We start from the raw sequence: 12,872 nt of genomic DNA, 5'->3' as shown, positions 1-12,872 counted from the left end.
GACGGTTCCTCGGCCCGAGAATCCGCCTCGCGGACCGGGTCTACGCTCGTCCATGACGACGCCCCATTCCTCCCCAAGACCAGTGGAGCTGCCGCCATGCAGTCCGACATGCGCGAACTACTGCGCATCGCCGCCCCCACCGCCGCAGTCGGCGCCATCGCCACGCTCGTCGGCGGTCTGGTCGCCGGTGGCAAGGGGGCGGTCGGTGCGGCGCTGGGCTGTGTGGTCGTCATCGTCTTCATGGCGCTCGGACAGCTGGCGCTCCAGTGGGTCGCCAAGGCCATGCCCCACCTGTTCCAGGGGATGGGGTTGATGATCTATTCGGCCCAGCTCGTGCTCCTGCTCATCCTCATCATGGGCATCCGGGACACCTCCCTCTTCAACCTCCAGGCCTTCGCCCTCTCGCTGGTCGCCACGGTGATCACGTGGATCGTCGCGCAGAGCGTGCGGCACGCCAGGAGTAAGACGCTCTACGTCGATCCGGAGGCGGAGACGCGGAGCGTCCCGGGTGGAACCGAGGGAAAGCGTGACGAGTAGGGCCGGGATAAAGCCGTGTTCGACATGCTGCTATCGTCCGGTCTCGGTTGCGGTACTGCGGGCGCGGACAACACGGCTGTCGCCTGATTCATCGCGAGGCTTCGGGCCCGGCCGCCGCCTCCTCCCTGTAAGAACCAGTCCGGTGCCGACCTGCGGCTGCCAGCCGCTCCGATACAACGAGGTAGCCGTATCCATGCGCCATGCAGAAGGAGCTCCTGGTGACTGCTGACGCCCAGACGCTCGCCTTCGAGGTTGACTGCCACCTGTTCCAGGGCTCGTGCGGATTCCCAGCCCCGAGCGCGTGGTCGTTCATCTTCGACCCGATCTTCACCATCGGGCCGGTCGAGTTCAACAAGCCGATGCTGCTCGCGATCATCGGGACGTTCGCCATCCTGGCTCTCTTCTGGGCCGGCTTCTCCAAGCCCAAGGTCGTTCCGGGCAAGCTGCAGATGGTCGCCGAGGCTCTCTACGACTTCGTGCACCGGGGCATCGCCAAGGAGATCATCGGCAAGAAGGGCGAGCCCTTCGTCCCGCTGCTGGTGTCGCTGTTCTTCTTCGTCTGGATGCTGAACCTCTGGGCGATCATCCCGATCGCACAGTTCCCGGTGAGTTCGCTCATCGCCTACCCGGTCGGACTGGCCCTGCTCGTCTGGGCCGTCTACATGACGGTGACCTTCCGGAACAACGGCTTCGTCGGCGGTATCCGCAACCTGTGCGTACCCAGCGGCCTGCCCAAGCCGATCTACGTGATCCTGACGCCGATCGAGTTCGTCTCGAACATCTTCGTGCGCCCCTTCACGCTGGCGGTCCGACTCTTCGCGAACATGTTCGCCGGTCACATCCTCATCCTGGTCTTCACGATCGCGACCTGGTACATGCTCGGCACCGTGCTCGGCACCGTGTACGCCAGCGCGTCGTTCGCCGTGACTCTGGCCCTGACCGTCTTCGAGATGTTCATCCAGGCGCTCCAGGCCTACGTGTTCACCGTGCTGACCGCCACGTACTTGTCCCAGGCACTCGAAGAAGCGCACTGAGGACACCCGGGCCACCACCCGGACACCCCCTAGACGTCCGGTGGACGCAATCTCCACCGGCCAACCAAGAGAAGGAATCACAGATCCATGTCTGAGACTCTCGCAGCCGTTGTGGGCAACGTCGGCACCATCGGGTACGGCCTCGCGGCGATCGGCCCCGGCGTCGGTATCGGCATCATCTTCGGTAACGGTGTGCAGGCCATCGCCCGTCAGCCCGAGGCGGCCGGCCTGATCCGTCAGAACATGCTGCTCGGCTTCGCCGTCATCGAGGCCCTGGCCCTCATCGGCTTCGTCGCGCCCTTCATCTACCCGAAGTAGTCCAGGCGACCTGACGATACGTTTTCGACGAAAGGTCCACCATGTTGCATCTGGCAGCCGAGGAGCCGCAGTCACCGCTGCTGCCGGTCTGGCCCGAGATCGTCATCGGTCTGATCTGCTTCAGCATTGTCTTCTTCGTCTTCTACAAGAAGCTCCTCCCGGCCATCAACAAGGCCCTGGACGAGCGTCGCGAGGCGATCGAAGGTGGCATCGAGAAGGCCGAAGCGGCTCAGACCGAGGCGCAGAGCGTTCTTGAGCAGTACAAGGCTCAGCTCGCAGAGGCCCGTCACGAGGCCGCTCGTCTGCGCCAGGAGGCGCAGGAGCAGGGTGCCGTCATCATCCAGGAGATGAAGGCGGAAGGTCAGCGGCAGCGCGAGGAGATCATCGCCGCCGGCCACGCCCAGATCGAGGCCGACCGCAAGGCCGCGGCCTCCGCGCTGCGTCAGGACGTGGGCAAGCTCGCCACCGACCTGGCCGGCAAGCTCGTCGGCGAGTCCCTCCAGGACCACGCCCGGCAGAGCGGCACCGTCGACCGTTTCCTCGACGAGCTCGAGGCGAAGGCCGAGGCTGCCCGATGAACGGTGCGAGCCGCGAGGCACTGGCCGCCGCACGCGAGCGGCTCGACGCGCTGACCGACAGCACGTCGGTCGACGCGGCGGCCCTCGCCGACGACCTGGCATCGGTCACCGCGCTGCTCGACCGCGAAGTTTCCCTGCGCCGGGTCCTCACGGACCCGGCCCAGAGCGGCGAGAGCAAGGCCGAGCTGGCCGCGCGCCTGCTCAGCGGTCAGGTCAGCGGCGAAGCCGTCGACCTGGTCTCCGGGCTGGTCCGCTCCCGCTGGTCGCAGTCGCGTGACCTGGTGGACTCGGTCGAGCAGCTGGCGAACACCGCGGACCTCACCGCTGCCCAGCGCTCCGGAGTCCTCGACGACGTCGAGGACGAGCTGTTCCGGTTCGGCCGGATCGTCGGCTCCGACCAGGAGCTGCGTGCGGCACTCACCAGCCGTACGGCCACCGCCGCCGCCAAGGGCCAGCTGCTCCGCAGCCTGCTCGGCGGCAAGGCGCAGCCCGTCACCGAGCGGATCGTCGTCCGCCTGGTGACCCAGCCGCGGGGACGTAGCCTGGAGGCAGGGATCGAGTCCCTGTCCAAGCTCGCCGCGGAGCGCCGCGACCGCGCGGTCGCCGTCGTCACCTCGGCGGTGCCGCTCAGCGACCGGCAGAAGCAGCGCCTCGGCGCCGCCCTGGCGAAGCTGTACGGCCGCGAGATGCACCTGAACCTGGACGTGGACCCCGCGGTCCTCGGCGGGATCTCGGTGCGCGTCGGTGACGAGATCATCAACGGCACCGTCGCGGAGCGTCTCGAAGAGGCGACCCGCCGCATGGCCGGCTGACAAGCGCAGCGCAAGAGAACAAGCAAGACCAGCGGCCCGGTTGGGCCGTGCAGAAACTGCAGAAGATTCCTGGGGGTCGGCCCCCAGACCCCCTTAAGAAACTTCGGGCCCAACAAGGAGAGCAGGGAACCCAGATGGCGGAGCTCACGATCCGGCCGGAGGAGATCCGGGACGCACTGGAGAACTTTGTCCAGTCGTACCAGCCGGACGCGGCCTCGCGCGAGGAGGTCGGTACGGTCAGCGTTGCCGGCGACGGCATCGCGAAGGTGGAGGGCCTGCCCTCCGCCATGGCGAACGAGCTGCTGAAGTTCGAGGACGGAACCCTCGGTCTCGCCCTCAACCTCGAGGAGCGCGAGATCGGTGCGATCGTCCTCGGCGAGTTCAGCGGCATCGAGGAGGGCCAGCCGGTGCAGCGCACCGGTGAGGTGCTCTCCGTCGGCGTCGGCGAGGGTTACCTCGGCCGCGTCGTCGACCCGCTCGGCAACCCGATCGACGGTCTCGGCGAGATCGAGACCGACAGCCGCCGCGCCCTCGAGCTGCAGGCCCCTGGCGTCATGGTCCGCAAGTCGGTGCACGAGCCGATGCAGACCGGCTACAAGGCCGTCGACGCCATGGTGCCGATCGGCCGCGGCCAGCGTCAGCTGATCATCGGCGACCGTCAGACGGGTAAGACCGCTCTGGCCGTCGACACGATCATCAACCAGCGCGACAACTGGCGCTCGGGCGACGTGAACAAGCAGGTGCGCTGCATCTACGTCGCCATCGGTCAGAAGGGCTCCACCATCGCCTCCGTGCGTGGTGCGCTCGAAGAGGCCGGTGCGCTGGAGTACACGACCATCGTCGCCGCCCCGGCGTCCGACCCGGCCGGCTTCAAGTACCTGGCGCCGTACACCGGTTCGGCCATCGGCCAGCACTGGATGTACCAGGGCAAGCACGTCCTGATCATCTTCGACGACCTCTCGAAGCAGGCCGACGCCTACCGCGCCGTGTCCCTGCTGCTGCGCCGCCCGCCGGGCCGCGAGGCCTACCCGGGTGACGTCTTCTACCTGCACTCGCGTCTGCTGGAGCGCTGCGCCAAGCTCTCCGACGAGATGGGTGCCGGTTCGATGACGGGCCTCCCGATCGTCGAGACCAAGGCGAACGACGTGTCGGCGTTCATCCCGACCAACGTCATCTCCATCACCGACGGCCAGTGCTTCCTGGAGTCCGACCTGTTCAACGCGGGTCAGCGTCCGGCGCTCAACGTCGGTATCTCGGTCTCCCGAGTCGGTGGCTCCGCCCAGCACAAGGCCATGAAGCAGGTCTCCGGCCGGCTCCGCGTGGACCTCGCCCAGTACCGCGAGCTGGAGGCGTTCGCCGCCTTCGGTTCCGACCTGGACGCGGCCTCCAAGGCGGCGCTGGAGCGCGGCAAGCGCATGGTCGAGCTGCTGAAGCAGCCGCAGTACGCCCCGTTCCCGATGGAGGAGCAGGTCGTCTCGGTCTGGGCCGGCACCACGGGCAAGATGGACGACGTCCCGGTCGAGGACATCCGCCGCTTCGAGTCCGAGCTGCTGGAGTTCCTGCGCCGCGAGCGCAAGGACCTGCTGACCAGCATCGCCGAGGGCGGCAAGATGTCCGACGACACGCTGCAGTCGATCGCCGACGCGATCGCCGCCTTCAAGCAGCAGTTCGAGACCTCGGACGGCAAGCTCCTGGGCGAGGGCTGATCGATGGGCGCTCAGCTTCGCGTTTACAAGCGCCGCATCCAAGCCGTCACCGCGACCAAGAAGATCACCAAGGCGATGGAGATGATCGCCGCCTCGCGCATCGTCAAGGCGCAGCGCAAGGTGTCGGCGTCCATGCCGTACGCGACCGAGCTCACCCGTGCGGTGACCGCGGTGGCCGCCGGCTCCGACGCCGACCACCCGCTCACCACCGAGGCCGAGACGCCGACCCGTGCCGCGGTCCTGCTCGTCACGAGCGACCGTGGTCTGGCCGGCGGCTACTCCTCCAACGCCATCAAGGCGGCGGAGCGGCTGCGGGAGCGCCTTGCCTCCGAGGGCAAGGAGGTCGACACGTACATCGTCGGCCGCAAGGGTGTCGCGTACTACGGCTTCCGCGAGCGCAAGGTCGAGGAATCCTGGACCGGCTTCACCGACAACCCGGCGTACTCCGATGCCAAGCGCATCGCCGCCCCGTTGATCGCGGCCATCCAGAAGGACACGGCCGAGGGCGGCGTCGACGAGCTGCACATCGTCTTCACGGAATTCGTGTCGATGATGACGCAGAACGCGGTCGACAACCGGATGCTGCCGCTTTCGCTCGACGAGGTCGCGGAGGAGTCCACCCGCAAGGGCGAGATCCTTCCGCTGTTCGAGTTCGAGCCGTCGGCCGAGGACGTCCTGGACGCCCTTCTGCCGCGCTACGTCGAGAGCCGTATCTACAACGCACTGCTGCAGGCGGCCGCTTCCGAGCACGCCGCCCGCCGCCGCGCGATGAAGTCGGCCACCGACAACGCCGGGGAGCTCATCAAGAGCCTCTCCCGGCTTGCCAACGCGGCCCGCCAGGCCGAAATCACCCAGGAAATCAGCGAGATCGTCGGCGGTGCCAGTGCTCTGGCCGACGCGACCGCGGGGAGTGACAAGTAATGACGACCACTGTTGAGACGGCCGCTGCCACGGGCCGCGTCGCCCGGGTCATCGGCCCGGTCGTCGACGTGGAGTTCCCCGTCGACGCGATGCCGGAGATCTACAACGCCCTTCACGTCGAGGTGGACGACCCGGCCGAGGCCGGCGCCCGCAAGACGCTGACCCTCGAAGTCGCCCAGCACCTGGGCGACGGCGTGGTCCGCGCGATCTCGATGCAGCCCACCGACGGCCTGGTCCGCCAGGCCCCGGTGACCGACACGGGCGCGGGCATCACCGTCCCCGTCGGTGACATCACCAAGGGCAAGGTGTTCAACACCCTCGGTCAGATCCTGAACGAGCCCGAGGCCGAGGCGCAGATCACCGAGCGCTGGCCGATCCACCGCAAGGCCCCGGCCTTCGACCAGCTCGAGTCCAAGACCGAGATGTTCGAGACCGGCCTGAAGGTCGTCGACCTCCTCACCCCGTACGTCAAGGGTGGGAAGATCGGTCTCTTCGGTGGTGCGGGCGTCGGCAAGACGGTCCTCATCCAGGAAATGATCATGCGTGTGGCGAAGCTGCACGACGGTGTGTCGGTGTTCGCCGGTGTCGGTGAGCGCACCCGTGAGGGCAACGACCTCATCGACGAGATGACCGACTCGGGCGTTCTGGACAAGACCGCGCTCGTCTTCGGCCAGATGGACGAGCCGCCGGGGACGCGTCTGCGCGTGGCCCTGTCCGCCCTGACCATGGCGGAGTACTTCCGCGATGTGCAGAAGCAGGACGTGCTGCTCTTCATCGACAACATCTTCCGCTTCACGCAGGCCGGTTCCGAGGTCTCCACGCTGCTCGGCCGTATGCCCTCCGCGGTGGGTTACCAGCCGACGCTGGCCGACGAGATGGGTGTGCTCCAGGAGCGCATCACCTCGACGCGTGGTCACTCGATCACCTCGATGCAGGCGATCTACGTCCCCGCGGACGACCTGACCGACCCGGCCCCGGCCACCACGTTCGCCCACCTCGACGCGACGACGGTACTCTCCCGTCCGATCTCGGAGAAGGGCATCTACCCGGCCGTGGACCCGCTGGACTCCACGTCCCGCATCCTGGACCCGCGCTACATCTCGCAGGACCACTACAACGCGGCCAGCCGCGTCAAGGGGATCCTCCAGAAGTACAAGGACCTCCAGGACATCATCGCGATCCTCGGTATCGACGAGCTGGGCGAGGAGGACAAGCTCGTTGTCCACCGTGCCCGTCGCGTCGAGCGCTTCCTGTCGCAGAACACCCACGCCGCCAAGCAGTTCACCGGCCTGGACGGTTCGGACGTGCCGCTCGACGAGTCGATCGCCGCGTTCAACGCGATCTGCGACGGTGAGTACGACCACTTCCCCGAGCAGGCGTTCTTCATGTGCGGTGGCCTGGACGACCTCAAGGCGAAGGCCAAGGAGCTCGGCGTCTCCTGAGCCCCCGGCTCACCGAGGGGGGCGGGTGTGTCCCGCCCCCCTCACCACGCCCCGTAGAATTGAACCGACACCCGGCCGGGCGGCCGGGTGGTGACCCGAGGAGTCCCCTTGGCTGCTGAGCTGCATGTCGAGCTGGTCGCCGCGGACCGCAGCGTCTGGTCCGGCGAGGCCACGCTGGTCGTCGCGCGCACCACGTCCGGCGACATCGGCATCATGCCCGGTCACCAGCCGCTTCTCGGTGTGCTGGAATCGGGCCCGGTGACGATCCGCACGAGCGAAGGCGCCACCGTCATCGCCGCTGTGCACGGTGGTTTCATCTCGTTCGCGGACAACAAGCTGTCGCTGCTGGCCGAGATCGTCGAGTTGGCGGACGAGATCGATGTCCAGCGCGCCGAGCGTGCGCTGGAGCGCGCGAAGTCCGACGCGGACGCCGCCGCCGAGCGGCGCGCCGAGATCCGTCTGCGCGCGGTGGCGGTGCGCTAGCACCCCACGGACAGATGTTCTTACTCAGCCGCGGCCCGCGCTGGAGAAATCCAGCCGTGTCGCGGCTGAGGCGATGCAGGTGCAGTTCAGTTCGAATCGGTTCGTTTCCCGTTACTCGACGATGCGAGGAGGTCGGTGGAGATGGTCCTCGCGTTGTGGGTGGGCGTATCCGTCATCGTGCTGGTCCTGGTGGGTCTGTTCGTCTTCGGTCTGCGCCGGCGGTTGATCCAGCGCTCCGGAGGCACCTTCGACTGCAGCCTCCGCTGGGACGTCTCCGAGGAGCCGGACCCCTCCGGCAAAGGCTGGGTCTACGGGGTCGCCCGCTACAGCGGTGACCGCGTCGACTGGTTCCGTGTCTTCTCCTACGCTCCTCGCCCCCGCCGGGGCCTGGAGCGTTCTGCGATCGAGGTGATCGCCCGCCGCCTCCCGGAGGGCGAGGAGGAGCTGGCGCTCCTCTCCGACTCCGTCGTGCTCGGCTGTCTCCACCGGGGGACCCGCCTGGAGCTGGCGATGAGCGAGGACGCCCTGACCGGCTTCCTCGCCTGGCTGGAGGCGGCACCGCCCGGCCAGCGGGTGAACGTCGCGTAGGAAGCCGCCCCGCTGGAAGGGGGTCCCCCGGACGGAGTCCGGGGGCGGGTGAACGTCGCGTGGGAGCGGCCAGCGGCGAACGGACCACCCACGGAGTACGTCGGCGGGCGCCGGGCCTCGGACCGGGGCCGCCGACGACGTGTGCGGGCGCCGGGCTCTCGCTCGTACCCGGGCCGCACGCGTACCCGTCACCCGTACGCAGAGCCGCCCCCGGACCTGCACGCAGAGCCCCTGCCGTACCCGACCGCAGAGCCCCCGCCGTACCCGTATCCGTACGCCGCCACGTACACAGCGAAAAGCCGGGGAGACGGGGGGCGGACCCGTCTCCCCGGCGGTCTTCCGGGGGTGGTGCGTGCCGTTACGGCGTGGGGATTACTTGAGACCGTTGTTGATCGCGCTCACCAGTTCACCGTTGGTGGTGTCGCCGGAGAACTCCCAGAAGAACGCGCCACCCAAGCCCTGGTTCTTCGCCCAGGTCATCTTGGAGCCGATGGTGGCCGGGGTGTCGTAGCTCCACCAGTTGGTGCCGCAGTGGGCGTAGGCCGTACCGGCGATGGTGCCGGTGGCCGGGCAGGTGTTCTTGAGGACCTTGTAGTCCTCGATACCCGACTCGTACGTGCCCTGCGCCGCGCCGGTGGCGGTGCCGCCGGGGGCGGACTGGGTGACGCCGGTCCAGCCGCGGCCGTAGAAGCCGATGCCGAGGAGCAGCTTCTTGGCCGGGACGCCCTTGGCCTTGAGCTTGGCGATCGCCTCGGCGGTCGTGAAGCCCTCCTGCGGGATGCCGGTGTACGGGGTCAGCGGCGAGTGCGGGGCCGTCGGGCCCTTGTTCGCCCAGGCGCCGAAGAAGTCGTACGTCATCACGTTGTACCAGTCCATCGACTGGGCGGCGCCGGCGTAGTCCGCGGCGTCGATCTTGCCGCCCGCCGAGGCGTCCGCGGTGATGGCGGCGGTGACCAGGTTGTTGGGACCGAACTTGGCCCGCATGGCGTCGGCCATGACCTTGATCGCGGCCGGGCCGCTGTTGTCACAGGTCAGACCGCAGGCGTTGGGGTACTCCCAGTCCAGGTCGATGCCGTCGAAGACGTCGGCCCAGCGCGGGTCCTCGACCAGGTCGTAGCAGGACTGGGCGAAGGCGGCGGGGTTCTTCACGGCCTGGCCGAAGCCGCCGGACCAGGTCCAGCCGCCGAAGGACCAGAGGACCTTGATGTGCGGGTACTTGGCCTTCAGCTTGCGCAGCTGGTTGAAGTTGCCGCGCAGGGGCTGGTCCCAGGTGTCGGCGACGCCGTCCACGGACTGGTCGGCGGTGTACGCCTTGTCGTAGTCGGCGTAGGCGTCACCGATGGTGCAGCGGCCGTTCTGCACGTTGCCGAAGGCGTAGTTGATGTGCGTGATCTTCGCCGCGGAGCCGGACGTCACCAGGTTCTTGACGTGGTAGTTGCGCCCGTAGACGCCCCAGTTGGTGAAGTAGCCCAGGTTGATCTTGTCACCGGGCGGCGGCTGCTCGCCGCCGCCTCCGGTGGTGCGCACCGAGACGGAGCCGGAGACCGGGCCGAGCTGGTCGATCGTGTCCCGGGCCTGGACGGCGTAGGTGTAGTCCGTACCGGCGGTCAGGCCGGTGTCGGTGTGCGTGGTGCCGGTGACCGTGGCGATCTTGGCACCGTTGCGCAGGACGTCGTAGTTCTTGACGCCCTTGTCGTCGGTGGCCGCGGCCCAGCTGAGCTTCACCGAGGTGTTGGTGACATCGCTGGTGGTGGGGGTGCCGGGGGCCGAGGGCGGGTTGTCGCCGGGGATGGTGGAGCCGTCACAGGAAGCGCCGTTCAGCTTGCACGCGCTGGGGGCGCCGGGGCCGGAGCCGTTGAATCCGAAGCTGACGCTGGCACCCGGGGCGATGGACCCGTTCCACCCGAGGTTCTTGGCGGTCCAGCGGTTCCCGGAGTTGGTGACGGTGGCGTCCCAGGCGGAGTTGACACGGGTCCCGGTGGGGTAGTCCCACTCGATGGTCCAGGAGGAGAGAGCCGTGGTGCCGGTGTTCTTCACCGTCCACTGGCCCTCGAAGCCGCTGCCCCAGTCCGACTTCTTGGTGTACGTGGCGGTGGCCGAGGTGGCGGCCGACGCGGGGGAGGCCAGACCGACCATCGCGGCGAACGGGACGGCGAGCGCGGTGAGGCCGGCGATGACCTTGGACCGGCCGCTGCGGGTGGGTGCCCATCGGAATCTGGATCGGCGTTGGGGGGTCTCAGTACTCAACGGTGCTCCTGGGGTGAGGTCCAGCAACGGGGGTAAGGCGTGGACTGCGAACCCTGCGCCGCCCTGAGTACGGGTGCTCTCGTACTCACCGCAGTGTGTGTTCGGTGACATTAGGAAGGTCTGGACCAATCGTCAAGAGGTCTGGACCAAAGATCGAAAGCCGGCCGCGGGGCGGAACCGGACCCGGATCCGGCCCGCGGCCACCCCTGGCGGCGCCCCGGTTCAGGGGTGAGGTCGGATTCCCAACTCCTGCGCCAGCACCGCCGCCTGGACCCGGCTCCGCAGCCCCAGCTTGGCCAGCAATCGGCTGACGTGCGTCTTCACCGTCGCCTCCGCCATCGCCAGCCCCGCCGCGATCTCCGCGTTCGACAGCCCCTCCCCGAGACACCCCAGCACCTCCCGCTCCCGCCGGGTCAGGGAGTCCAGCACCGCCGGATCGGCCGCCCCCGACGGGCGTACGGGCCCGGCACCGGCGAACTCCGCGATCAACCGCCGCGTCACGGCCGGGGCGATCAGCCCCTCGCCGCGCGCCACCGTCCGTACCGCCTCCAGCAGATCGCGGGCGTCGGTGTTCTTCAGCAGGAAGCCCGACGCCCCCGCCCGCAGCGCCCCGAAGACGTACTCGTCCAGATCGAACGTGGTCAGCACCAGGACATCCGCCAGCTCCTCCGCCACCACCTGGCGGGTCGCCGACACTCCGTCCAGCCGCGGCATCTGTACGTCCATCAGGACCAGGTCCGGCCGGAGCTCGCGCGCCAGCCGCACCGCCGCCTCGCCGTCCCCCGCCTCCCCGACGACCTCGATGTCCGCGGCGCTGGAGAGGATCAGCACCAGTCCCGCCCGCACCGCCGCCTGGTCCTCCGCGACCAGCACCCGGATCGTCATTCCCGTGACTCCCTTTCCCGTACGGGCAGTTCCGCCCTGACCCGCCACAACTTCTTCCCTGCGTCGTCCGGTTCGGCCCCCGCCGCGAAGGTCCCGCCCAGCAACGCCACCCGCTCCCGCATCCCGACCAGACCGGCCCCCGAACCCGGCGCCGTGGGCCCCGGACGGTTGCCGAAGCGGCTGGTCACCTCCACCGTCAGCACCTCGTCGGCGAGGCCCAGCCGCACGGTCACCGGGCCGGGCGCCGCGTGCTTGAGCGCGTTGGTGAGGGACTCCTGCACGATGCGGTACGCGGCCAGCTCGACCGGCGTCGGCAGCTGACCGGCCTCCGCCGCCCGGCCGCCCTCCAGGACGCAGACCAGCCCGCCCACCGCCCCGTTGACGTTCGCCTGCTCGACGAGCGCGTCCAGCGACGCCAGCGTCGGCGCGGCGGCCGGGTCCCCGCTCTCGCCGCCCTCCCCGCCCTCACGCAGCAGCCCGATCAGCCGCCGCATCTCCGCCAACCCCTCCACGCTGTTCTCCCGGATCACCTTCAGGGCGCTCCGCGAGGTCTCCGGGTCGTCGATGGAGAGGGCGGCCGTGGAGTGGATGGCCACCGCCGAAAGGTGGTTGGCCACCATGTCGTGCAGCTCCCGGGCCATCCGGGCCCGCTCGGCGACCACCGCCTGCACCCGGTCCATCTCGGCCAGCCGCGCGGTCTGGGCGGCGGCCAGCCGGGCGGTGTCGGCGGCGGTGCGATGGGTGCGCACACTGACCCCGGTGAGGGCGGGGATGAACGTGACCAGTCCGACGACCAGGCCGATCAGCAGCGCCTCGGGTCGCCGGAACCAGGCCAGGAACCCGATCGTGGACGCCACGGTGACCAGGAGCGTGGCCACCGGGAGACGGCGGGCGGCGGCCGGGGTCCCGTACAGCACGGCCGCGTACATGACGTCCGTGAACATCAGGACGGTGGCGAGGCTGCCCCGGGTGAACTGGTCCGCGACCAGCGCGAGCGCCCCGATCGTCAGCGCCGTGCGCGGGGCGTCGCGGCGCAGCAGCTCGGCCGAGGCCATGACGGACAGCGGTACGAGGGTGATCCAGGGCGCGGAGAAGGGGCGGCCCCCCTGGGTGTGGAGGCCCAGTCGCCACAGGAGCAGCCCCCCGAGCAGCCCGGAGACGGCGAGGGCCACCGCGTCGCGGTCGGGGCGGAGGGAGGTGAGCACCCCTCCATCCAACACGCACCGCCGACCCCGGGTCTTCCGTCGTGCGGCGAGGCGCGACCGCACCGCGGTACATCGAAGGATGCAGTCCCGTTTCGTCACTGCCGACGACGCTTCCC

13 protein-coding genes are annotated in these 12,872 nt (G+C 69.1%); 10 read left to right on the top strand and 3 right to left on the bottom strand.

Annotation, left to right across the window (positions count from 1 at the left end; all coding sequences use genetic code 11):
- Positions 1-96: 96 nt before the first annotated feature.
- The 10 genes from AC0682_RS04890 (at position 97) to AC0682_RS04845 (ending at position 8,419) form a co-directional block, all read left to right on the top strand.
- The gene (locus AC0682_RS04890; RefSeq protein WP_478530945.1) at positions 97-537 is read left to right on the top strand and encodes a hypothetical protein; all 441 of its coding nucleotides are present in this window, start codon (positions 97-99) and stop codon (positions 535-537) included.
- A gap of 200 nt (positions 538-737) precedes the next feature.
- The gene (gene atpB, locus AC0682_RS04885; protein WP_478530944.1) at positions 738-1,571 is read left to right on the top strand and encodes a F0F1 ATP synthase subunit A; all 834 of its coding nucleotides are present in this window, start codon (positions 738-740) and stop codon (positions 1,569-1,571) included.
- A gap of 87 nt (positions 1,572-1,658) precedes the next feature.
- Positions 1,659-1,889 (top strand): ATP synthase F0 subunit C, encoded by a 231-nt coding sequence (atpE, locus tag AC0682_RS04880; protein WP_006127588.1) that lies wholly within the window; start codon positions 1,659-1,661, stop codon positions 1,887-1,889.
- A gap of 41 nt (positions 1,890-1,930) precedes the next feature.
- Positions 1,931-2,467, top strand: a complete 537-nt coding sequence (locus AC0682_RS04875; protein ID WP_019762944.1) for a F0F1 ATP synthase subunit B — start codon at positions 1,931-1,933, stop codon at positions 2,465-2,467.
- Positions 2,464-3,279 carry a F0F1 ATP synthase subunit delta gene (locus tag AC0682_RS04870; protein WP_478530943.1) on the top strand — a complete coding sequence of 272 codons (816 nt, stop codon included), beginning with the start codon at positions 2,464-2,466 and terminating at the stop codon, positions 3,277-3,279. The genes AC0682_RS04875 and AC0682_RS04870 overlap by 4 nt, the downstream gene beginning before the upstream one ends.
- A gap of 134 nt (positions 3,280-3,413) precedes the next feature.
- Positions 3,414-4,985 (top strand): F0F1 ATP synthase subunit alpha, encoded by a 1,572-nt coding sequence (gene atpA, locus AC0682_RS04865; RefSeq protein ID WP_254811667.1) that lies wholly within the window; start codon positions 3,414-3,416, stop codon positions 4,983-4,985.
- A 3-nt stretch (positions 4,986-4,988) separates the two neighbouring features.
- The gene (locus AC0682_RS04860) at positions 4,989-5,906 is read left to right on the top strand and encodes a F0F1 ATP synthase subunit gamma (protein ID WP_254811666.1); all 918 of its coding nucleotides are present in this window, start codon (positions 4,989-4,991) and stop codon (positions 5,904-5,906) included.
- Positions 5,906-7,348 (top strand): F0F1 ATP synthase subunit beta, encoded by a 1,443-nt coding sequence (gene atpD / locus AC0682_RS04855; RefSeq protein ID WP_070202294.1) that lies wholly within the window; start codon positions 5,906-5,908, stop codon positions 7,346-7,348. Before AC0682_RS04860 ends, atpD begins: the two co-directional genes overlap by 1 nt.
- A 108-nt stretch (positions 7,349-7,456) precedes the next feature.
- Positions 7,457-7,831, top strand: a complete 375-nt coding sequence (locus AC0682_RS04850; RefSeq protein WP_254811665.1) for a F0F1 ATP synthase subunit epsilon — start codon at positions 7,457-7,459, stop codon at positions 7,829-7,831.
- Positions 7,832-7,972: 141 nt separating this feature from the next.
- Complete coding sequence (locus tag AC0682_RS04845; protein WP_030569125.1) at positions 7,973-8,419, top strand: DUF2550 domain-containing protein; 447 nt, start codon at positions 7,973-7,975, stop codon at positions 8,417-8,419.
- A 372-nt stretch (positions 8,420-8,791) separates the two neighbouring features.
- Here the strand turns inward: AC0682_RS04845 and AC0682_RS04840 are convergent, their stop codons facing one another.
- From AC0682_RS04840 to AC0682_RS04830, 3 genes are all read right to left on the bottom strand, one after another.
- The gene (locus AC0682_RS04840; protein ID WP_478530941.1) at positions 8,792-10,666 is read right to left on the bottom strand and encodes a glycosyl hydrolase family 18 protein; all 1,875 of its coding nucleotides are present in this window, start codon (positions 10,664-10,666) and stop codon (positions 8,792-8,794) included.
- A gap of 222 nt (positions 10,667-10,888) precedes the next feature.
- Positions 10,889-11,551: a response regulator gene (locus AC0682_RS04835; protein ID WP_478530939.1), complete on the bottom strand. Its 663-nt coding sequence runs from the start codon at positions 11,549-11,551 to the stop codon at positions 10,889-10,891.
- Complete coding sequence (locus AC0682_RS04830; RefSeq protein WP_478530938.1) at positions 11,548-12,756, bottom strand: sensor histidine kinase; 1,209 nt, start codon at positions 12,754-12,756, stop codon at positions 11,548-11,550. Before AC0682_RS04830 ends, AC0682_RS04835 begins: the two co-directional genes overlap by 4 nt.
- Positions 12,757-12,872 lie beyond the last annotated feature (116 nt).

The organism is Streptomyces sp. NPDC043746 (genome assembly GCF_056436485.1).
Note: the sequence above shows the minus strand (reverse complement) of the source record. Positions and strands in the feature narration are given on the sequence as shown.

Excerpts from the sequence above, each read along its gene's own strand:
- atpD (WP_070202294.1), top strand. The coding sequence starts at position 5,906 with ATGACGACCACTGTTGAGACGGCCGCTGCCACGGGCCGCGTCGCCCGG.
- AC0682_RS04835 (WP_478530939.1), bottom strand. The coding sequence starts at position 11,551 with ATGACGATCCGGGTGCTGGTCGCGGAGGACCAGGCGGCGGTGCGGGCG.
- AC0682_RS04875 (WP_019762944.1), top strand. The coding sequence starts at position 1,931 with ATGTTGCATCTGGCAGCCGAGGAGCCGCAGTCACCGCTGCTGCCGGTC.
- AC0682_RS04845 (WP_030569125.1), top strand. The coding sequence starts at position 7,973 with ATGGTCCTCGCGTTGTGGGTGGGCGTATCCGTCATCGTGCTGGTCCTG.
- atpA (WP_254811667.1), top strand. The coding sequence starts at position 3,414 with ATGGCGGAGCTCACGATCCGGCCGGAGGAGATCCGGGACGCACTGGAG.
- atpE (WP_006127588.1), top strand. The coding sequence starts at position 1,659 with ATGTCTGAGACTCTCGCAGCCGTTGTGGGCAACGTCGGCACCATCGGG.
- atpB (WP_478530944.1), top strand. The coding sequence starts at position 738 with ATGCAGAAGGAGCTCCTGGTGACTGCTGACGCCCAGACGCTCGCCTTC.
- AC0682_RS04860 (WP_254811666.1), top strand. The coding sequence starts at position 4,989 with ATGGGCGCTCAGCTTCGCGTTTACAAGCGCCGCATCCAAGCCGTCACC.
- AC0682_RS04870 (WP_478530943.1), top strand. The coding sequence starts at position 2,464 with ATGAACGGTGCGAGCCGCGAGGCACTGGCCGCCGCACGCGAGCGGCTC.
- AC0682_RS04890 (WP_478530945.1), top strand. The coding sequence starts at position 97 with ATGCAGTCCGACATGCGCGAACTACTGCGCATCGCCGCCCCCACCGCC.